This is a genomic window from Nocardia sp. NPDC055029 (assembly GCF_053608525.1).
On sequence record NZ_JBSGVQ010000004.1, the window covers coordinates 1 to 20,131 of the forward strand.

At 68.9% G+C, this 20,131-nt stretch carries 19 protein-coding genes; 14 read left to right on the forward strand and 5 right to left on the reverse strand.

Features of this window, described 5'->3' with window-relative positions:
- Positions 1–222: 222 nt before the first annotated feature.
- The gene (locus ACWF9G_RS04740; RefSeq protein WP_379304532.1) at positions 223–984 is read left to right on the forward strand and encodes an adenylate/guanylate cyclase domain-containing protein; all 762 of its coding nucleotides are present in this window, start codon (positions 223–225) and stop codon (positions 982–984) included.
- Positions 985–1,113: 129 nt separating this feature from the next.
- On the opposite strand, the gene ACWF9G_RS04745 is transcribed toward ACWF9G_RS04740, so the two are convergent.
- Positions 1,114–1,257 (reverse strand): hypothetical protein, encoded by a 144-nt coding sequence (locus tag ACWF9G_RS04745; RefSeq protein ID WP_189027590.1) that lies wholly within the window; start codon positions 1,255–1,257, stop codon positions 1,114–1,116.
- Positions 1,258–1,342: 85 nt separating this feature from the next.
- Between ACWF9G_RS04745 and ACWF9G_RS04750 the strand changes: the two genes are divergently transcribed.
- From ACWF9G_RS04750 to ACWF9G_RS04795, 10 genes are all read left to right on the forward strand, one after another.
- Positions 1,343–3,058 (forward strand): acyclic terpene utilization AtuA family protein, encoded by a 1,716-nt coding sequence (locus ACWF9G_RS04750; RefSeq protein ID WP_452513698.1) that lies wholly within the window; start codon positions 1,343–1,345, stop codon positions 3,056–3,058.
- A gap of 73 nt (positions 3,059–3,131) precedes the next feature.
- A complete protein-coding gene (locus tag ACWF9G_RS04755) occupies positions 3,132–4,283 on the forward strand; it encodes an acyl-CoA dehydrogenase family protein (RefSeq protein WP_452513700.1) in 1,152 nt (383 codons plus the stop codon).
- Positions 4,280–5,878 carry an acyl-CoA carboxylase subunit beta gene (locus ACWF9G_RS04760; RefSeq protein WP_452513702.1) on the forward strand — a complete coding sequence of 533 codons (1,599 nt, stop codon included), beginning with the start codon at positions 4,280–4,282 and terminating at the stop codon, positions 5,876–5,878. The genes ACWF9G_RS04755 and ACWF9G_RS04760 overlap by 4 nt, the downstream gene beginning before the upstream one ends.
- A gap of 8 nt (positions 5,879–5,886) precedes the next feature.
- Entirely contained in the window at positions 5,887–7,887 is a 2,001-nt protein-coding gene (locus ACWF9G_RS04765; RefSeq protein WP_452513704.1) for an acetyl/propionyl/methylcrotonyl-CoA carboxylase subunit alpha, read from the forward strand.
- Complete coding sequence (locus ACWF9G_RS04770; RefSeq protein ID WP_379304240.1) at positions 7,884–9,044, forward strand: acyl-CoA dehydrogenase family protein; 1,161 nt, start codon at positions 7,884–7,886, stop codon at positions 9,042–9,044. The genes ACWF9G_RS04765 and ACWF9G_RS04770 overlap by 4 nt, the downstream gene beginning before the upstream one ends.
- 65 nt (positions 9,045–9,109) lie before the next feature.
- A complete protein-coding gene (locus ACWF9G_RS04775) occupies positions 9,110–9,892 on the forward strand; it encodes an enoyl-CoA hydratase family protein (RefSeq protein WP_452513705.1) in 783 nt (260 codons plus the stop codon).
- Positions 9,893–9,896: 4 nt separating this feature from the next.
- Positions 9,897–10,505 carry a TetR/AcrR family transcriptional regulator gene (locus ACWF9G_RS04780; protein WP_379304244.1) on the forward strand — a complete coding sequence of 203 codons (609 nt, stop codon included), beginning with the start codon at positions 9,897–9,899 and terminating at the stop codon, positions 10,503–10,505.
- 75 nt (positions 10,506–10,580) lie between these two features.
- On the forward strand, positions 10,581–10,787 hold the full coding sequence (locus tag ACWF9G_RS04785) for a DUF2191 domain-containing protein (RefSeq protein WP_378845476.1): 207 nt from the start codon (positions 10,581–10,583) through the stop codon (positions 10,785–10,787).
- Positions 10,778–11,209 carry a PIN domain-containing protein gene (locus ACWF9G_RS04790; RefSeq protein WP_379304246.1) on the forward strand — a complete coding sequence of 144 codons (432 nt, stop codon included), beginning with the start codon at positions 10,778–10,780 and terminating at the stop codon, positions 11,207–11,209. Before ACWF9G_RS04785 ends, ACWF9G_RS04790 begins: the two co-directional genes overlap by 10 nt.
- 66 nt (positions 11,210–11,275) lie before the next feature.
- Entirely contained in the window at positions 11,276–12,055 is a 780-nt protein-coding gene (locus ACWF9G_RS04795; protein WP_452513708.1) for an SDR family oxidoreductase, read from the forward strand.
- A gap of 148 nt (positions 12,056–12,203) precedes the next feature.
- On the opposite strand, the gene ACWF9G_RS04800 is transcribed toward ACWF9G_RS04795, so the two are convergent.
- Positions 12,204–14,360: a glycosyltransferase family 39 protein gene (locus ACWF9G_RS04800; protein ID WP_452513709.1), complete on the reverse strand. Its 2,157-nt coding sequence runs from the start codon at positions 14,358–14,360 to the stop codon at positions 12,204–12,206.
- On the reverse strand, positions 14,357–15,727 hold the full coding sequence (locus ACWF9G_RS04805) for a glycosyltransferase (protein ID WP_452513711.1): 1,371 nt from the start codon (positions 15,725–15,727) through the stop codon (positions 14,357–14,359). The genes ACWF9G_RS04800 and ACWF9G_RS04805 overlap by 4 nt, the downstream gene beginning before the upstream one ends.
- Positions 15,728–15,876: 149 nt before the next feature.
- Between ACWF9G_RS04805 and ACWF9G_RS04810 the strand changes: the two genes are divergently transcribed.
- Positions 15,877–16,383 (forward strand): DUF6790 family protein, encoded by a 507-nt coding sequence (locus ACWF9G_RS04810; protein WP_452513713.1) that lies wholly within the window; start codon positions 15,877–15,879, stop codon positions 16,381–16,383.
- Between the two features lie 9 nt (positions 16,384–16,392).
- Here the strand turns inward: ACWF9G_RS04810 and ACWF9G_RS04815 are convergent, their stop codons facing one another.
- Positions 16,393–17,019 carry a class I SAM-dependent methyltransferase gene (locus tag ACWF9G_RS04815; protein ID WP_452513715.1) on the reverse strand — a complete coding sequence of 209 codons (627 nt, stop codon included), beginning with the start codon at positions 17,017–17,019 and terminating at the stop codon, positions 16,393–16,395.
- A gap of 139 nt (positions 17,020–17,158) precedes the next feature.
- Between ACWF9G_RS04815 and ACWF9G_RS04820 the strand changes: the two genes are divergently transcribed.
- A complete protein-coding gene (locus tag ACWF9G_RS04820) occupies positions 17,159–17,881 on the forward strand; it encodes a TetR/AcrR family transcriptional regulator (RefSeq protein WP_379304258.1) in 723 nt (240 codons plus the stop codon).
- 120 nt (positions 17,882–18,001) lie between these two features.
- Here the strand turns inward: ACWF9G_RS04820 and thiD are convergent, their stop codons facing one another.
- Complete coding sequence (gene thiD, locus ACWF9G_RS04825) at positions 18,002–18,850, reverse strand: bifunctional hydroxymethylpyrimidine kinase/phosphomethylpyrimidine kinase (protein ID WP_379304260.1); 849 nt, start codon at positions 18,848–18,850, stop codon at positions 18,002–18,004.
- 77 nt (positions 18,851–18,927) lie between these two features.
- Between thiD and ACWF9G_RS04830 the strand changes: the two genes are divergently transcribed.
- Positions 18,928–20,076, forward strand: a complete 1,149-nt coding sequence (locus tag ACWF9G_RS04830; RefSeq protein ID WP_452513718.1) for a GTP-binding protein — start codon at positions 18,928–18,930, stop codon at positions 20,074–20,076.
- Positions 20,077–20,131: the final 55 nt, after the last annotated feature.

Consider the following 20,131-nt stretch of genomic DNA (forward strand, 5'->3'; position numbering starts at 1 on the left):
GCTGCACACAAGCAGCGGACCGGCGGTCGTCGTTCGGTGATATACCCTCGAGGCGTGAGTGAAACGCCTTCTGGCGGGGTGGATCCGCGGCAGCGCGACGCTGCTGCGGAGGTGGTGATCCCGTTGGAGCCCACCGGGAGTGGGCAGTCCGATGCGTCGCAGGCGGAAGCCGACGACGCCGGGGCGCGATCCGGTCGGCGGCGCGCCCAGATCTCGTCGAAATTGCAGGCCGCCAACCGTCGTGCCGATGTGATCGGCGCGGTGCGCAAGGCCCGCCATCAGCTCCCCGGTGACCCGGCGTTCGGCGATCCGCTGTCGGTGTCAGGCCCCGGTGGCGCTCGCGCGGTGGCCAGGGCGGCGGACAGGTTCGTCGGCGGCAGCCCGAGCGTGGGCAGGGAGATCGGGTTCGGCGCGCTGCAGGTCTGGCAGGCCGCGCTGGAGCGGATCGGTCGTGGCCGTGGCACCGAGGAGGTGACCATCGTGTTCACCGACCTGGTGTCGTTCTCGAGCTGGTCGCTCGCCGCGGGTGACGAACGCACTCTGGAACTGCTGCGCAAGGTCGCCAAGGCCATCGAGCCGCCGATCGCCGAGCGTGGCGGTCAGGTGGTCAAACGCATGGGGGACGGCCTGATGGCGGTGTTCTCGTCCCCCGACCGCGCGGTCCGCGCCGCGATCGCCGCCCGCCGCAATCTGGCCGGGGTCGAGATCGACGGCTACAAGCCCCGCATGCGCGTCGGCCTGCACACCGGCTCCCCCCGCGAGATCGGCGGCGACTGGCTGGGCGTCGACGTCAATATCGCCGCCCGCATGATGGAGGCAGGCGGCAACGGCAACATGATGCTCTCCAGCACCACCCTGGCCGCCCTGCGCCCGGAAACCCTCGCCGAACTGGGCGCCACCGTCAAGCCCTACAAACGCAATTTCTGGGCCGCCCCGCTCAACGGCGTCCCCGAGGATGTCCGGATCTTCAAACTCAGCGTGTAGCCTGCCTCAGCCCCGCTGCTGTTCGCGCTGGTAGGCGCGCCAGGCCTGCTGGGTGGGGGTGGGCCTGGCTGTCAGCGCGGTCCCAGAGCTAACTGCGCTCGCCTTGCCCGGGGCTTTCGAAAACCTTGGCTACTGCAACCAGAGCACCGCGCCGACCGCGGCGAGCACGGCGGCGGCGATCAGCGCGATCGACATCGCGCGGTTGTTCTTCCAGGTCGTGTAGGCGCCGCCGAGCAGGAATCCGGCCAGGGCGAAGAGGAGGACCGATGACATGGGTTCCATCTTGCCTGGTCGATTGCCCGCAATTAACAAGCACGCATGCTTGCTTTTTTTCTGAACCGGTGTGATCCTGGGGTTCATGAGTGCACTCTCGGCGGACCCGGACCTGATCCGGATCGGCAACTGTTCCGGCTTCTACGGCGACCGGCTCAGCGCGATGCGCGAGATGCTGGAGGGCGGGCAGCTCGACGTGCTGACCGGCGACTACCTCGCCGAGCTCACCATGCTGATCCTCGGCCGCGACCGGATGAAGGATCCCAGCCTCGGCTACGCCAAGACGTTCGTGAAGCAGATCGAGGACTGTCTTGCCCTCGCGCTGGAGAAGAACGTCCAGATCGTCACCAACGCGGGCGGCCTGAACCCGGCCGGGCTGGCCGAGCGGCTGCGCAAGGTCGCCGCCGACCTCGGCCTCGACGCCAAGATCGCGCACGTCGAGGGTGACGACCTGGTCGCTCGCGCCGGCGAGCTCGGCCTCGGCCAGCCGCTCACCGCCAACGCCTACCTCGGCGCGTGGGGCATCGTCGAATGCCTGAACTCCGGCGCCGACATCGTCGTCACCGGCCGGGTCACCGACGCCTCGGTGATCGTCGGTCCCGCCGCCGCCCACTTCGGTTGGGGCCGAACCGATTACGACGCGCTGGCGGGCGCCGTCGTCGCGGGTCACGTGATCGAGTGCAGCACCCAGGCCACCGGCGGCAACTTCGCCTTCTTCACCGAACTCGGTGACATCGGCCGCCCCGGCTTCCCGATCGCCGAGATCCGCCGCGACGGGTCGAGCGTCATCACCAAGCACGACGGCACCGGCGGCGCGGTCACCGTCGACACCGTCGAAGCCCAGCTCATGTACGAGATCCAGAGCGCGCGCTACGCGGGCCCCGACGTCACCACCCGCCTGGACAGCATCACCCTCAGCCAGGAGGGCAAGGACCGGGTGCTGATCAGCGGTGTCACCGGTGAGGCGCCGCCGCCGCAGCTCAAGGTCTCGCTCAACACCCTCGGCGGCTTCCGCAACGAGATGGAGTTCATCCTCACCGGACTCGACATCGAGGCCAAAGCCGCACTGGCGCGACGACAGCTGGAAGCCTGGCTGCCCGCCAAGCCCGCCGAGCTGTCCTGGACACTGGCCCGGCTCGACCGTCCCGACGCCGACACCGAGGAGCAGGCCAGCGCGCTGCTGCGCTGTGTGGTGCGCGATCCCGATCCGAACAAGGTCGGACGCGGATTCTCCAGTGTCGCCGTGGAATTGGCGCTGGCCAGCTACCCGGGCGCGACCTTCACCACACTGCCAGGCAACGGCGCGCCCTACGGCGTCTTCACGCCGGGCTTCGTCGACGCGCACGAGGTGCCGCACACCGCGGTCCTGGCCGACGGCACCCGCGTCGCCATCGAGCCAGCGGCGGAAACCGCTGTGCTCGAACCGGTCTCCGAGCCGGAACTGCCCGTCGACCTGCCGCCGTCGGAAACCACCCGCGTCCCGCTCGGCACCATCGCTCTCGCCCGCAGCGGCGACAAGGGTGGCGACGCCAATATCGGCGTCTGGGTGCGCACCGACGAGCAGTGGCGCTGGCTGGTGCACACGCTCACGGTCGAGAAGCTGCGGGAACTGCTGCCCGAGACGGCCGAACTGACCGTCACCCGGCACGTGCTGCCGAACCTGCGGGCCGTCAACTTCATCATTTCCGGCCTGCTCGGCAAGGGCGTCGCCTACCAGGCGCGTTTCGACCCGCAGGCCAAGGGGCTCGGCGAATGGCTGCGCTCCCGCCACATCGATATGCCGACGGAGCTGCTCGCATGATCGGTCAGCGCCCGGAGGCGGCAGCGGAGCGTAACCACGGAGGGCGCCCGATCATGCGACAGGAGACAGCAGCATGACGTCTGTTTGGGACACGCCGGAACGAAAAGAGCTGCGCGCCAGCGTGCGTGGGTTCGTCGAGCGGGAGATCCTGCCCGACCTCGACACCTGGGAACGCGAGGGGTCGCTGCCCCGCGAGCTGCACAAGAAGGCCGGTGAACTCGGCCTGCTCGGCATCGAGTACCCGGAATCGGCGGGCGGCGAGGGCGGCAGCATCATCGACACCGTCATCGTCGGCGAGGAGATCCACCTCGCCGGCGCCTCCGGTGGGCTGTGGGCGTCGCTGTTCACCTGCGGAATCGCGTTGCCGCACATCATCGCCTCGGGCAACCAGGACCAGATCGAGAAGTGGGCCAAGCCGACGCTGCGCGGTGACCTGATCGGCTCGCTGGCCATCACCGAGCCCGGCGGCGGCTCCGATGTCGGCCACCTCACCACCACGGCGGTGCGCGATGGCGACGACTTCATCATCAACGGCGCCAAGACCTTCATCACCTCGGGCTGCCGCGCCGACTTCGTCGTCACCGCGGTGCGGACCGGTGGCGCCGGCGCGGCGGGCGTCTCGCTGATCATCGTGCCGACCGATACGCCGGGCTTCACCGTCAGCCGCAAGCTGGAGAAGATGGGCTGGCTGGCCTCCGACACCGCGGAGCTGTCCTACGTCGACGTGCGGGTGCCCGCGGCGAACCTGGTCGGTGGCGAGAACACCGGTTTCGCGCAGATCGCCAACGCGTTCGTCAGCGAGCGGGTCGGCCTCGCGGTGCAGGCGTACGCGCTGGCCCAGCGCGCCCTCGACCTCACCGTGCAGTGGTGCCGCGACCGGGAGACCTTCGGCCGCCCGCTGATCAGCCGCCAGAAGGTGCAGATGACGCTGACCGAGATGGCCCAGCGGGTCGACGTGTCGCGCACCTACACCCGGGCCCTGGTCGAACGCTTCGTCGCCGGTGATCAGAACCTGATCGCCCAGGTGTGCTTCGCCAAGAACAATGCCGTCGAGACCGCCGAATGGGTCGCCAACCAGGCGGTCCAGCTGCACGGCGGCATGGGCTACATGCGCGAGTCCGAGGTGGAGCGCATCTACCGCGATGTGCGCATCATCGGCATCGGCGGCGGCACCAACGAGATCCTGACCATGCTGGCGTCGAAAGTATTGGGGTACCAGTCGTGACGACCTTCCGTTCCATCATCGACACCGCGTCGCCGGAGTACACCGCGGCCGCCGAGGCGATGGTCACCAAGCTCACCGAGGTCGAGGCCGAGTTCGCCAAGGCGATCGCCGGTGGCGGCCCCGAGAAGGTGGCCCGGCACCACAAGCGCGGCAAGCTCACCGCTCGTGAGCGCATCGAACTGCTGCTCGACGAGGACTCGCCGTTCCTCGAGCTGTGCCCGCTGGCGGCCTGGGGCAGCGACTTCCATGTCGGCGCGTCCACGATCGCCGGTATCGGCATCGTGGAGGGTGTCGAGTGCATGATCGTCGCGCCCGATCCGACCGTGCGCGGTGGCACGTCCAACCCGTGGACGCTGCGCAAGACCCTGCGTATCAACGAGATCGTCAAGCAGAACCGCCTTCCGGTGATCTCGCTGGTCGAGTCCGGCGGCGCGGATCTGCCGACGCAGAAGGAAGTCTTCATCCCGGGTGGCGCGATGTTCCGCGACCTCACCCAGGCCTCGGCGGCCGGAATCCCCACCATCTCCCTGGTTTTCGGCAACTCGACGGCCGGTGGCGCCTATATCCCCGGCATGTCCGACTACGTGGTGATGGTCAAGGAGGGCGCGAAGGTCTTCCTGGCCGGCCCGCCGCTGGTGAAGATGGCCACCGGTGAGGACTCCGACGACGAGACCCTCGGTGGCGCCGAGATGCACGCCCGCACTTCGGGTCTGGCCGACTACATGGCCGCCGACGAGCAGGACGCGATCCGCATCGGCCGCAATATCGTGCGCAGGCTGAACTGGAAGAAGCAGGGGCCCGAGCCGCGCGCGGAGGTCATCTCGCCGCTCTACGATCCCGAGGAACTGCTCGGCATCGTGCCCTCGGATCTGAAGATCCCGTTCGACCCGCGCGAGGTCATCGCCCGCGTCGTCGACGGTTCCGATTTCGACGAGTTCAAGCCGCTCTACGGCTCGAGCCTGGTCACCGGCTGGGCCGAGATCAACGGCTTCCCGATCGGCATCCTGGCCAACGCGCGCGGTGTGCTGTTCTCCGAGGAGTCGCAGAAGGCCACCCAGTTCATCCAGCTGGCGAACAAGAAGAACACGCCACTGTTGTTCCTGCACAACACCACCGGCTACATGGTCGGCAAGGAGTACGAGCACGGCGGCATCATCAAGCACGGCGCGATGATGATCAACGCGGTCGCCAACTCCACGGTGCCGCACATCTCGCTGCTGGTCGGCGCCTCCTACGGCGCCGGGCACTACGGCATGTGCGGGCGCGCGTTCAACCCGCGCTTCCTGTTCGCCTGGCCGAGCGCGAAGTCCGCCGTGATGGGCGGCGCGCAGCTGGGCGGCGTGCTCACCATCGTGCAGCGCGGCGCGGCCGAGGCCAAGGGCATGCCCTTCGACGAGGAGGCCGCCGCCGGTCTCGCCGCGATGGTCGAGGCGCAGATCGAAGCCGAGGCGATGCCGATGTTCCTGTCGGGCAGGCTTTTCGACGACGGCATCATCGACCCTCGTGACACCCGCACCGTGCTGGGAATGGCCCTGTCGGCCATTCATTCGGCACCGATCCAAGGCGCCGAGGGCTTCGGCGTCTTCCGAATGTGAGGCGCGACATGGCAATTACGAACGTTCTCGTTGCCAACCGTGGTGAGATCGCGCGCCGCGTGTTCGCCACCTGCCGCCGGATGGGCATCGGCACCACCGCGGTGTACTCCGACGCGGATGCCGCGGCACCGCACGTGTCCGAGGCCGACGCCGCCATCCGACTGCCCGGCAACACCCCCGCCGAGACCTACCTGCGCGGCGAGCTGATCATCGAGGCCGCGCTGTCGGCCGGTGCCGACGCCATCCACCCGGGCTATGGATTCCTCTCGGAGAACGCCGAATTCGCGCGATCCGTGCTCGACGCGGGCCTGGTGTGGATCGGCCCGCCGGTCGCTGCCATCGAGCAGATGGGCTCGAAGGTCGAGTCGAAGAAGATGATGGACGCCGCCGGTGTCCCCGTCCTCGCCGAGCTCGACCCGGCCGAGGTCACCGAGGCGCACCTGCCGGTGCTGATCAAGGCCTCCGCCGGTGGCGGTGGTCGCGGCATGCGCGTGGTGCGCGAGCTGAGCGAGCTCCAGGATCAGATCGCCGGCGCCCGGCGCGAGGCCGAGTCGGCCTTCGGCGATCCGACCGTGTTCTGCGAGCGCTACCTCGAGACCGGCCGCCACATCGAAGTGCAGGTCATGTCCGATACTTTCGGCAAGACCTGGGCCGTCGGCGAGCGTGAGTGCTCGATCCAGCGGCGTCACCAGAAGGTCGTCGAGGAAGCGCCCTCGCCGCTGGTCGAGAAGATCGGCGGCATGCGGGACCGGCTGTTCGAGGCGGCCCGGCTGGCCGCCGAGGCGATCGGTTACGAGGGTGCGGGCACCGTCGAGTTCCTGGCCGACGAGAAGGGTGACTTCTTCTTCCTGGAGATGAATACCCGTCTGCAGGTGGAACATCCGGTCACCGAGCAGACCACCGGCCTCGACCTGGTCCGCCTGCAATTGCAGGTGGCCTCGGGCATGCCGCTGCCCGCCGCCCAGCCCGCCCAGCGCGGTCACTCGATCGAGGTCCGCCTCTACGCCGAGGATCCGGCCCACGATTGGCAGCCGCAGAGCGGTCCGGTCCACAAGATCGAGATCCCGTTCACCACCGGCGAATTCACCGTGCTCGACCAGCCCGGGGTTCGCCTGGACACCGGTGTCGTCGACGATTCCGTGGTCGGCGTGCACTACGACCCGATGCTGGCCAAGGTGATCTCCTACGCCGAAACCCGCGCCGAGGCGGCGCATCTGCTGGCTACGGCGTTGCAGCGGGCCAAGATCCACGGTCTGGTCACCAATCGCGACCTGCTCGTGCGGGTGCTGCGGCACCCGGCGTTCCTGGCCGGTGACACCGACACCGCCTTCTTCGCCACCCACGACCTGGCCGCGCTGTCGGCGCCGCTGGCCTCCGAAGCCGACGAAGCGCTGTCCATCGTGGCCGCGGCCCTCGCCGATTCGGCCGCCAACCACGCCGCGAGCCGCTACACCCGGCTGGCGCCGAGCGGCTGGCGCAACCTGGCCTCGCTGCCGCAGACCAAGTCCTACGAGAGCCGCACCTCCGGCACGCACGAGGTGCGCTACCGCATCACCCGGACCGGCGTCGCGGTGGAGGGCCACGATGGCCTGGAGCTGATCTCGGCGACGCCGCAGCGCGTCGTGCTGGCGGTGCCGGGCGAACGTGGTCCGGTGCGCAGGCAATTCGAGATCGCCCGCTACGGCGACCTCGTCGCGGTGGATTCCCCGCTCGGCCCGGTGGCCGTGCGCAGGCTGCCGCGCTTCACCGATCCTTCCGAGCAGGTCGCGGCCGGTTCGCTGCTCGCGCCGATGCCGGGCAGCGTGATCCGCCTCGGTGCCGCCGAAGGCGATCAGGTGCAGCAGGGTCAGCCCATTCTGTGGCTCGAGGCGATGAAGATGGAACACACCATCGCCGCGCCGGCCACCGGCATTCTCAGTGCACTCAATGTGACCGTCGGCCAGCAGGTCGAGGTCGGAACCGTCCTCGCCGTCGTCGAGGAACAAGAGCAGGAGCAGGAGCAGGCATGAGCTTCATCGAAACCGAAGAGCAGAAGGCGCTGCGCGCGGCGGTCGCCGCGCTGGCGTCGAAGTACAACTACCGCGACTACGTGCTGCCGCTCTCGCGCAAGAACGAGCCGCTCACCGAACTGTGGGACGAGGCGGGCAAGCTCGGCTTCCTCGGCGTGAACCTGCCCGAGGAGTTCGGCGGCGGTGGCGCGGGCATGTACGAGCTGGCGCTGGTGCAGGAGGAGCTGGCGGCGCAGGGCGCCGGGCTGCTGCTGATGGTCGTCTCCCCGGCGATCTGCGGCACCATCATCACCAAGTACGGCACCGACGCGCAGAAGCAGACCTGGCTGACCAAGCTGGCCGACGGCTCGTCGAAGATGGTCTTCGCGATCACCGAGCCCGACGCGGGCTCCAACTCGCACCAGATCACCACCACCGCCCGCCGCGACGGCGGCGACTGGATCCTCAACGGCCGCAAGATCTTCATCTCCGGTGTCGACCAGGCCGAGGCGATCCTGGTGGTCTCGCGCACCGAGGATCACAAGACCGGCAAGCTCAAGCCCGCGCTGTTCATCGTGCCGGTCGACGCGCCCGGCCTGGTGAAGAACGTCCAGGAGATGGACATCGTCGAGCCGGACAACCAGTTCACGCTGTTCTTCGACGATGTGCGCCTGCCCGCCGATGCCCTCGTCGGCTCCGAGGACGCCGCCATCGCGCAGCTGTTCGCCGGCCTGAACCCCGAGCGCATCATGGGCGCGGCCATGGCGGTCGGCCTCGGCCGATACGCCATCGACCGGGCCGTGGAATACGCCAAGGAGCGCACGGTCTGGAAGTCGGCGATCGGCGCGCACCAGGGCATTTCGCATCCGCTGGCGCAGGTCAAGATCGAGCTGGAACTGGCCAAGCTGATGATGCAGAAGGCCGCGACGCTCTACGACGCCGGTGACGAGTTCGGCGCCGCCGAGGCGGCCAATATGGCCAAGTACGCCGCCGCGGAAGCCAGCATCAAGGCGCTCGACCAGTCGATCCAGACCCACGGCGGTTCGGGTCTGACCCGCGAGGTCGGCCTCGCGGCCATGCTGCAGGCCGCGCGCATCTCGCGCATCGCGCCGGTCAGCCGCGAGATGGTGCTGAACTTCGTGGCCCAGCACTCGCTCGGTCTGCCGCGCTCGTACTAGGCACAGCGGTGGTCGCCCCGGTGATGGGGCGACCACCGACCCCTCCCGGATGAACAGGAGTCCCGATGAGTGACGTGACGGAAGCACCGTTCGTCCGCTACGAGGTCGTCGACGGGTTCGCGACGCTGACCTTCGATTCCCCACACAACCGCAATGCGTTGTCGTCCAAGCTCGTTCGTGAGCTGCTGGCTGGACTGGACGCGGCGAACGCCGACCCCGCCGTGCGCGGCATCGTGCTCGCGCACACCGGCGACACCTTCTGCGCGGGCGCCGACCTGAAAGAGGCGAGCACCGCCGATCCGGCGACCGCGGCCGATCAGCGCACCCGCGTGATGATCGACGTGCTGCGCGGCATCCTCGCCTCACCCAAGCCTGTCGTCGCGCAGATCGAGGGCAATGTGCGCGCCGGTGGCATGGGCATCATCGGCGCCTGCGATCTCGTCGTCGCCGGACCCGGCAGCAGTTTCGCGCTCACCGAGGTGCGCATCGGGATGGCGCCGTTCATGATCTCGCTCACGCTGGTGCCGCGGCTGGACCAGCGCTCGGCGAGCCGCTACTTCCTCACCGGCGAGAAGTTCGACGCCGCGACCGCGCGGGAGATCGGGCTTGTCACCGTCGCGGCCGCCGATGCCGCCGCCGAGGTGAAACGCCTGTGTGGCGAGCTGCGCAAGGGTTCGCCGCAGGGTCTGGCGGAGTCCAAGAAGCTGGTCAACGCGGTCCTGCTCGCGCGCTTCGACGCCGAGGCCGAGGAGCTCGCGCAGCGCTCGGCAGGCTTCTTCGGCACCCCCGAGGTGATCGAGGGCATGACCGCCTTCTTCCAGAAGCGCCCGCCCAGCTGGGCAGAATAGTCCGATGGCGACACCCCACGAACCCAAGCAGGATCGCAGCCGGGCCACCCGGCAGCGGCTGCTCGAGGCGACCATCGACTGCCTTGCCGAGACCGGCTGGGCAGCCGCCACCGTGTCGGTGGTCGCCGAACGGGCCGGGGTGTCGCGCGGTGCCGCCCAGCACCATTTCCCCACCAGGGAAGACCTGATCACCGGCGCGCTCGAGTACATGTTCGACACCAGGATGGATCAGTCGGCCGCCGAGGCCGCCGCCATCAGCGCGGTCGCCGAGGGCGTCGGCCGCACCCGCGCGGTCGTCTCGGGCCTGGTCGAGTCCTACACCTCGCCGCTGTTCAAAGCGGCGCTACAGGTGTGGACCCATGCCGCCGCCGACCCGGCCCTGCGCGAGCGGATCGTCCCGCTCGAGGCCCGGTTCGGCCGGATCGCGCACCGTCGCGCGGTCGAGGCGCTCGGGGTCGACGACTCCGATCCGGTCAACCATCACCTGGTTCAGGCGACCCTCGACCTTGCCCGTGGACTCGGCCTCGCCGATGTCCTCACCGACGACTCCGCACGCCGCAAACTGATCGTCGAACAGTGGGCCGCCACCCTCCACGCGGCTCTCAACGCCTAATTTCAGCACTTGTGACCTGCATGTTCTCGGGTATATAGTCCCCGCATGGGGGAATATATATCGAGGGATTGCGGCATGACCAAACGACTGATCGAGATCGACGACGAACTACTCGAGTCGGCGCAGGACGCCCTCGGGACTTCGGGTGTCTCCGACACGGTTCGGGCGGCGCTGCGGTCGGCGACGGTCGCGGCTGCCCGCGCACGCCACGTCGAATGGTTGATCAACGGCGGCATGGCAGAGATGGCCGACAAGGATCGGCGCAACGAAGTATGGCGATAACGGCGCGGTACCTCGTCGATACCAGCGCGCTTGCGCGGATGCGTCACTCCGAAGTCGCCGCCCAACTCATCCCGCTGATCGAGGCGGGTGTGGTTGCGACCTGCGCCGCCATCGACTCGGAGGTGCTCTACAGTGCACGAAATCCGGTCGAGTACGAACAAGTCAGGGCGGACCGACGGGCGTTGTTCGAGTACCTGCCCACCAACGACGAACATTGGCAGAGTGCCTTCGCCATCCAGCGTGAACTCGCCCGATCGGGTCGCCATCGCGCGGTCGGCATCCACGACCTGCTCGCGTCGGTCCTTGCGATAGAACACCGCGTCGTTCTCTTCCACTACGACGCGGACTTCGAAACTGTCGCTTCGGTCGTCGACCTCAATCACCGCTGGGTAGCGCCACGGGGAAGCCTCGAACAATCCTGATGTCACACTCCGCCACGCCGCTTCGTCGTCTCTGTGAACGCGAAAGAAGCGACGAAGGAGCAGATCATGGGTGAGCAGAAGAAGATCGCGGTGGCGGGTGCGACCGGTCGGCTGGGCAAGCACGTCGTGGACGTGCTGACCGAGCGCGGCCACGAGGTCGTGGCGTTCTCCCGCGCGAACGGCGTCGATATCGAGACCGGTGCGGGCCTCGACGCGGCGCTGACCGGCGTGGACATCGTGATCGACGCCTCCAGCACCCCCTCGGCGGACCAGCAGGTGGCGACGGAGTTCTTCACCGCCTCCGCCCGCAACCTGCACGCCGCCGGCGAGCGGGCGGGAGTGGAGCGCCTGGTCGTGGTCTCCATCATCGGCATCGACGGTTCCCTCGCCGGCTACAACGCCGCCAAGCTCGCCCACGAGCAGGAACTGCTGAAAGGCTCTGTGCCGGTGCAGATTCTGCGCGCCGCCCAGTTCCACGAACTCGTCGAGGTGATGGTGGGGTGGGGAACCCAGGGCGAGGTCGCCTACCTGCAAGGGATGCGCACCCAGCTGGTCGCCGCCCGCACGGTCGCCGAGGCACTGGTGGATCTCGCGACGAATCCGATTCCGGCCGAGGACGTTCCGTTCCCCGAGATCGCCGGTCCGCAGCCGGAGACCATGGCCACCGCTGCCACCACCCTGCTCGCGGCCCGCGGCGACGCCCTCCAGGTCGTCGAGGTCTCCGACAACGCCAACCCCGACCGCGAGCAGTTCGAGAACGGCACCCTCCTGCCCTCCCCGCACGCCACCCTGGCAGGCCCGACCTTCGCCGAATGGGTCGCCGCGACCGTTCCGTCCGGTCGGTGACTGCACCCCTCTGCGTGAGATGCGCTGCGCCGCACAGCTGAATGGATCAATGGGTACGCCGCCTCGGCGACGCGAACAGGCCTGGTGGATCGGCGTGATCCACCAGGCCTGTTCGGTAGGGCCGGGCCGCTCCAGAGCTTCGTGGCGACTACGACTTCGGTTGGGTCAGGTCGTAGAGCGTCACTCCGTCGACCGTGGTGGCGGTGTAGTTCGCCGTCACCCAGGCGGTGATCGCCGAGCTGGTCGACTCGCTGGTCCCGCCGGGTCCGCCCCTGCCGCCCGCAACGAAGTAGTGGATCTTGCCATCGGCGACGTAGCGCTGGAACTGTTCGAGGGTGGGGGACGGGTCGCTGCCGTTGAAGCCGCCGATCGGCATCACGGGCAGTTCGGTGGCCAGCTGGTATCCGGCGGCGCTGTTGGAGCCGACTGTCGCGGCGACCCAGGTGTAGTCGCCTCCGTTCTGTTCGAGCAGCGTGACGATCTGCTCGCTCGGACGTGAGCCGCCGAGCAAACCACCCGCACCGCCCATGCGACCACCCTGCACGGCATCGTCCTGCTGCGCCGCGCCTCGCTGACTCGCAGAACCGCCCGACGGCATGCTGCCGCCCGGCGCGGCAGCGCCGTCCGAGGGCGTACTGCCGCCTTGCGCGGTGGAACCGTCCGGCGCGGTGGAGTTGCCACCCGGGGTAGTCGAGCCGTCCGGTGGCATAGCGCCACCCTGCCCGGCGGAGCCGTCCGGGGGCATAGTGCCGGTTCCGGCGTTGCCAGGCGCGGCACCCATCCGACCGCCGCCCCCGTCGGGACGCATTCCGGGTCCACCCATTCCGCCCATGCCACTGGCATTCGGCCCGGCGGACGGAATCGCGCCGGAGTGCGCGGTGGCGAGGGTGTCGACGGAGTAGGCGACCGGACCGGCGAGGCCGATGAAGGCCGCGGCGATCGCGGCGATCACGGACTGTCTGCGCGCCAGCGGGAAGGCTGCCACGATGGTCGCGAGGACGCCGACCACCAGGATCGTCCAGCGCAGCCACGGCTGGAAGGAAGCGCTGCGCGACAACAGCACCCACGCGGTCGCCGTGGTGAGGCCGATGGCGAGCGCGCAGGTGAGGCGCACCCACAGGCGGTCCCGGGCGCCCCACAGTTGCACGGCGCCGATGCCGATCAGCGCGGCGACGGCGGGGGCGAGGGCCACCGTGTAGTACTGGTGGAAGATCCCCGCCATGTAGCTGAACACCAGGCCGGTGACGAGTAGCCAACCGCCCCAGAGGATCAGCGCGGCGCGGCGGCGGTCGGTGCGCGGGGCCCGTCCGCGCAGGACGAGTCCCGCGACCAGGGCGACCAGCGCGGCCGGGATCAGCCAGGCGATCTGACCGCCCTGCGCCGGCTCGAACAGCCGGGTGATCCCGGTGCTGCCCCACATCCCGTTGCCGCCCGCCGGCAGTTCTCCGCCGGGTCCGACGCTGCCGCGCTCGTTGCCGTTCAACCGGCCGAGCCCGTTGTAGCCGAGGGTGAGTTCGATGATCGAATTCTCCTGCGACCCACCGATCCACGGCCGCCGATCGGCAGGCCAGAGTTCCACCGTCAGCAGCCACCAGCCCGCCGCGACGACCATCGCCGCACCGGCGGCGAACAGCTGCGCGATGCGCTTGCCCAGCTTGGGCGGGCCCGCGATCAGATAGGTGAGCGCCAGCGCGGGCACCACCAGCAGCACCTGCAACTGCTTGGCGAGGAAGCCGAAGCCGATCAGCCCGCCGGTGAGCAGCAGCCAGCGCCACCGGCCGTCGGCTACGGCGCGGGTCATCGCCCAGGCCGCCGCGGTCATCAGCAGCACCAGCAGGGCGTCGGGGTTGTTGAACCGGAACATCAGCACCGCGACGGGAGTCACCGCGAGCACGGTGCCCGCGATCAATCCCGCGGCGGGTCCGAACGTCCGCCGTACCGCCGCCCACAGCGCCGCGACCGATGCGACGCCGAGCAGCACCTGCGGTACGAGCATGCTCCAGCTGTTGAGCCCGAACAGCCGCACCGACAGCTCCATCACCCACAGCGAGGCGGGCGGTTTGTCCACGGTGATCGAGTTCGCTGCATCGGAGGAGCCGAAGAAGAACGCCTCCCACGATTGCGAACCCGCTTGCACGGCAGCGGCGTAGAAGTCGTTGCCCCACCCGTTGGCGCTCAGATTGATCAGATAGGCGATGGTGGTGACGACCAGCAGCACCGCCAATCCCGGTAATTCCCAGCGTGTTCGAGCCACATCGGTGGCCACAGCGCCGCTGGATACCGGTCGCGCGATCGTGGCAGTCATCGACGTACCTCCAGGTCCGGGCGGTGTGTCGAATCCACGCCAATGGTGGTGGTCGCTGGGCGGTCGGCGGCCGGATTGCCGGTGGTGGTGACACATGCAGCGGGCTCAGTGGCCGAGTGTCGGCAGACCGAGCCGTCAGCGGTGCTCACGGCGCGGTCGGAGCCCGCGTGCCGGAAGACCCAGCGCAGGCCGACGAAACGGGCGAGTGTCGCAACGAGATTGGCGGTGACGAGGACGCCGAGTTCCACCGCGACGGGTGCCTCGGGTGCCCAGCGGTGCAGGGCGAACAGCGAACCGCTGGTGATCGCCAGCCCGAACCCGAAGATCGCCAGGCCCTGGAACTGGTGTGACACCGCGTCCCTGCGGCCACGCACGCCGAACGTGAACGTCCGGTTGGCCGCGGTATTGCCCACCGCGGTCACCAGCAGCGCCACCAGATTCGCGCCCTGCCCGCCGAACAGCGGTTGCAGCAGCAGGTACAGCACGATGTAGGCCAGTGTCGAGCTCACGCCGACGATCGCGAATCGCACCAGCTGGCCGACCATCCCGAGCGGCACCCCGGCCACGAGCGGTTCCCGGCCGACGGCGGCGCGCAGTTCGTCCAGCGGCAGCGCGCCGGTGGCCAGCGCCCTGGTCAGCCGCCAGATTCCGCGCAGGTCCTTGCGGGCGGTGTCGATGATGTCGACCCGGCTGTCGGGGTCGTCGATCCAGTCGACGGGTACCTCGTGGATGCGCAGCCCGGCGCGCTCGGCCAGGACCAGCAGTTCGGTGTCGAAGAACCATTCGCCGTCGCGCACCAGCGGCAGCAGCTCACGGGCGACCTCGGTGCGCACGGCTTTGAAACCGCACTGGGCGTCGGAGAAGTGCGCGCGCAGTGTGGTTTTCAGCAGCAGGTTGTAGCAGCGGGAGATGATCTCGCGCTTGGGTCCGCGCACCACCCTGGCCGCCGCGTCGAGCCGGGTGCCGATCGCCAGATCGGAATGTCCGGACACCAGCGGCGCGACCAGCGGCAGCAACGCGTCCAGATCGGTCGACAGGTCGACGTCCATGTACGCCACCACCGCCGCGTCCGATCCGGTCCACGCGGTGCGCAGCGCTCGCCCGCGGCCCTTGGCGTCCAGGTGCAGAACCCGGATGCCGTCGAGTTCGGTCGCCAGCAGCTGCGCCACGGCCAGGGTGGCATCGGTGCTGGCGTTGTCGGCGATCGTGATCCGGGCGGTGAACGGGAATCCCGCGCGCAGGTAGGCGTGCAGCCTGCGCACGCACACCCCTAGATCGGTTTCTTCGTTGTAGACGGGAATCACCACGTCGAGCACCGGCGCGCGGGTGCTCTGCGTGGGCTGTGGCTCGGCCTCGGTCTGGGTCATGGCACCACCCTCGGCGGCGGCGCTGCCACCGAGCTGGGACCGAGCTGGGAGGTTGCTGGGGATCGGCGGCAGCCGCCGAGCTGGCTAAGCTGGGAGAGTTCGACGACATGCTGGAACAGTGATCGCCTGGAAGCATGGAGGCATTTTCGATGCCAACGATCATCGCGGTGCTGGTCGCCCTCATCGGCGCGTTCGTGCAGATCCGACGCAGGCCGGGCCGCCCGGCGGCCGACGTCCACATGGTGTGGTGGATGGTGGCTGTTGTCGGCGTCGCGTCCGTTCTCGGCGCGGCCGCGCACATCTTCGACGGCGCGAATGTCGCCGAACAGATCGGCTACACCCGCGGCGACGGCGGCTTCCAATGGGAGAACGCGATGGGCGACCTGGCCATCGGCGTGGTCGGCATCATGGCCTATTGGTTCCGAGGCCACTTCTGGTTGTGCGTGATCGTCGTCTTGACCATTCAGTACTGGGGCGACGCGGCCGGGCACATCTACTACTGGGTGGCCGAGGACAACACCAAGCCCTACAACATCGGGATCCCGCTGTGGACCGACATCCTGCTGCCGATCGTCATGTGGGTGCTCTACGTGCTGTCTCGACGCAGCAACGGCGACGCGGTGCCGAAAGCCGCGGCGGGCGCCCAGGGTAGCTGACCACCCCCGCTAGCCGCGACGAATGCGCAGCACGCTGTCGGCGCGTTCGCCCTCGACGTCGTCGGGGCTCTTCGACGGGCTGGTGATCAGTCCCGCGGCCTCCACCTCCCACTCGGGGCCGAGGTCGAGCTGCGCGAGCATCTGCTCGATGGTCGGGAAGGAGACGTCGTGCGGCGGGGTGGTCACCCAGGTCGGCCAGTGCGCGTGGCTGCCGATCACCAGCACGCCACCAGGCGCGACGGCGGCCGCGGCCTTGCGCAGGATGGTCGGGCGCTCGTCGGGGCGTTCCACCGGTGAGTGCAGGAACTGCGCGGAGACCAGGTCGAAGGTGCCCGCCGGGAAGCTCGTCTGGAGGTCGTGGCGCTCCCAGGTGATCCGCACGCCCGCGTCGGCCGCGTGCCGGGCGCCGCGTTCCAGCGCCGTCGCGGAGACGTCGACCGCGGTGACCTGCCAGCCCTGCTGAGCCAGCCAGATCGCGTCGCCGCCCTCGCCGCAGCCGAGGTCGAGCGCGGTGCCCGCCGGCAGCCCGGTGACCTCGCTGACCAGGGTCTTGTTGGCGTTGCCGGTCCAGATCTGGTCCCGCTCGCGGTAGAAGTCTTCCCAGAACTGTTCGGGGGTCGGTGCGGTCTCGGTCATCGGGGCTCCTGTCGGTTGGCGGACGCGTAGACGATTCGATGGTGCGGGAGCTCGCGGAAATTCCGCAAGAAAGCTTGCCGGTCCGGCAAATGTTGCCCCGCGCAGCGCACGGGCCGACCGCGCCAATAAGCTGCTGACCGTGACGCGCGGTTACCGGAAGGCAGACGAGCCGGTCCGTCGTGTCGATGCGCGGACCGAGCGGTGGCGCGAACACCGGGTTCAGGTGCGCATCGAATTCGTCGACGCCGCTTTCCGTGCCCTGGATCGGGTCGGCCCAGATGTGAGCATGGGCGATATCGCCAAGGAAGCGGGCGCGGCCAAGCCGAAGCTCTACCGGCATTTCGAGGACAAGACCGACCTCTACAACGCGATCGTCGACCGGGTCCGCGACATGCTGTGGGAGCGCATGCTCAGCGGGGTGAATCTCACCGACGATTCCGTCGCTGACCTGGTCCGTCGCGCCGCCGCCGAATACGTCGCGGTGGTCTCGGAACACCCGAATGTCTTCCGGTTCATGCTGCACAGTCATTTCAGCCAGCAGGCCAAGGAAACGGAACGGGCGTTGGTCGCCGCCAGGCAGTCCGCGCGGCGCGCTGCCGAATTCTTCGCCGGTCTGCTGCCGACCGAATCGGTCGACGTGGCCGGGATCGAACTGGTGAACTATTCGATTTTCGGTGCGGTGGCCTCGGCAACGGACTGGTGGCTCGGCGCGAATCAGCGCGAAGTCTCGGCAATGCCGGTCGAGCGATTCGTCGAGTATCTGGCCGAGAGCATCTCGGCGCTGGCACAGGCGCACGCGCGCTTCAACGGAGTCAGGATCGACCCGTCCAAGCCGCTGCGCGACGCGTTCGTCGTCGACTGAACGCTTCTGCTGCCGCGCCCGGCACGAACTCCGTTGTTCTCGCCGGCTACGTCGTTGGAGCCGGTGGGGGTGCGGCGAATTCAGTATGAACCCGCCCACCGACAAGTTCGCGACGCCACGCTAGGCGTCAGTGTGCAACCGCCACAGCGGCGAAACAGGCCCGTGGCCTGCGCCGAGATCGTAGGAAGCGGCCAGGCAGCGATAGGTCCACTCCTTGGCGAAGGCGACCGCGTCGGGCACCGAGTACCCGTTGGCGAGTGCGCTGGCGATGGCCGCGGCGAGGGTGTCGCCGCCGCCGTGATCGTTGCCGGTGGCGATGCGCGGCGCGCTGAACTCGCGGAAGGTGTCGCCGTCGTAGAGCAGGTCGGTGCTGTACTCCGAGGCGCGCAGGTGGCCGCCCTTCACGATCGCCCACTGCGCGCCCAGCGCGTGCAGCGCCTCGGCGGCCTTGCGGGCGGTGGCGTCGTCGACGACCTCGACGCCGGTGATCAAGCGGACCTCGTCGAGATTCGGGGTGACCACCGTCGCCAGCGGGATGAGCGTGTTGCGCACCGCGTCGAGTGCCTCGGCGTGCAGCAGCGGATCGCCGTGCATCGACGCGGCGACCGGGTCGACGACGAGCGGAACAGCGGCCTCGCGCCCGATCCCGACCTCACGGCACACCTCGGCGACGGCCTCGATGATCGCGGTGGAAGCCAGCATGCCGGTCTTGGCCGCGCCGATCCCGATATCGCGGACGACCACCCGCACCTGATCGGCCACGATCTGTGGCGGGATCTCGTGAAATCCGCTGACGCCCACCGTGTTCTGCACGGTCACCGCCGCCACCGCGACGCAGGCGTGCACACCGCACAGCGCCATGGTCCGCGAATCGGCCTGGATGCCCGCGCCGCCACCGGAATCGGTGCCCGCGATGGTGAGCGCGCGGACGGGGGTCTGGCCATCGGGGGTCAGCGGCAACATCTTCACGCCCCAACCCTACGACCGGCCGTCCGGTTCCGAGACCCCACCTAGGAACAGCAAATGAAAACCATTATCATTAACTGGTGACCAACTCCGCCGCCACCGCACCCCTGCCCGTCACCGTCCTGTCCGGCTTTCTCGGCGCGGGCAAGACCACCCTGCTCAACCACATCCTCGCCAACCGGGACGGTCGCCGGGTCGCGGTCATCGTCAACGACATGAGCGAGGTCAATATCGACGCCGCGCTCGTCGCAGGCCAGGGTCATCTCGACCGCACCGAGGAGAAACTGGTCGAGCTGACCAACGGCTGCATCTGCTGCACGCTGCGCGAGGACCTGATCGAGGCGGTCGCCCGGCTCGCCCGCGACGGCCGGTTCGACCAGCTGGTGATCGAGTCGACCGGCATCTCCGAGCCGATGCCGGTGGCCGCGACCTTCGACTGGGAATTCGAGGACGGCTTCCGCCTCGGCGACCTCGCCCGCCTCGACACCATGGTGACCGTCGTCGACGCCTCGACCTTCCTGGCCGAACTGGTCAAGGGCCAAGCGCTGGCCGAGCGGGCACTCGAAGCGGGCGAGGGTGATTCGCGCACCATCGCGGATCTGCTGGTGGACCAGGTGGAGTTCGCCGACGTCCTGCTGATCAACAAGGCCGATCTGGTGAGCGCGAACGCCGCGGCCACCGTGGAGGCGACGGTGCGGCGGCTCAATCCGCGTGCGCATGTCCTGCGCACCGAGAAGGGCGTCGTCGCGCTGGACGAGGTGCTCGGCACCGGCCGCTACAACCCGGTCGTGGCCGCCGAGGCCGAGGGCTGGGCGGAGGAACTGGCGGGCGGCCACATTCCCGAAACCGAGGAGTACGGGATCAGCAGCCTCACCTATACCGCCGACCGTCCGTTCCATCCGGAGCGGCTCGGTGCCGCGCTGTCCGGATTGCGGGGGATGTTGCGCAGCAAGGGATTCTGCTGGATCGCGAGTCGTCCTGAGCTCGCCGCGATCTGGTCGCAGGCCGGTCCGAATCTGACCTTCGAGCCGGGGGCGTGGTGGTCTTCGCTCGAGGTGCCCGCGGGGCAGGAGATCGTCTTCATCGGGGTGCGTCTCGACAAGGCCGGGGTCCGGCGCGAACTCGATGCCGCGCTGCTCACCGATGCGGAGTTCGCGGCGGGGCCGGCCGCCTGGACCGGCTACGGCGATCCCTTCCCGGCCTGGGGTGACCTGCACGAGCACCACTGATTGCCGCCTTTGGGGCGCGTATCACACTGTGCTGGTGCATGATTCGAATGGGTCG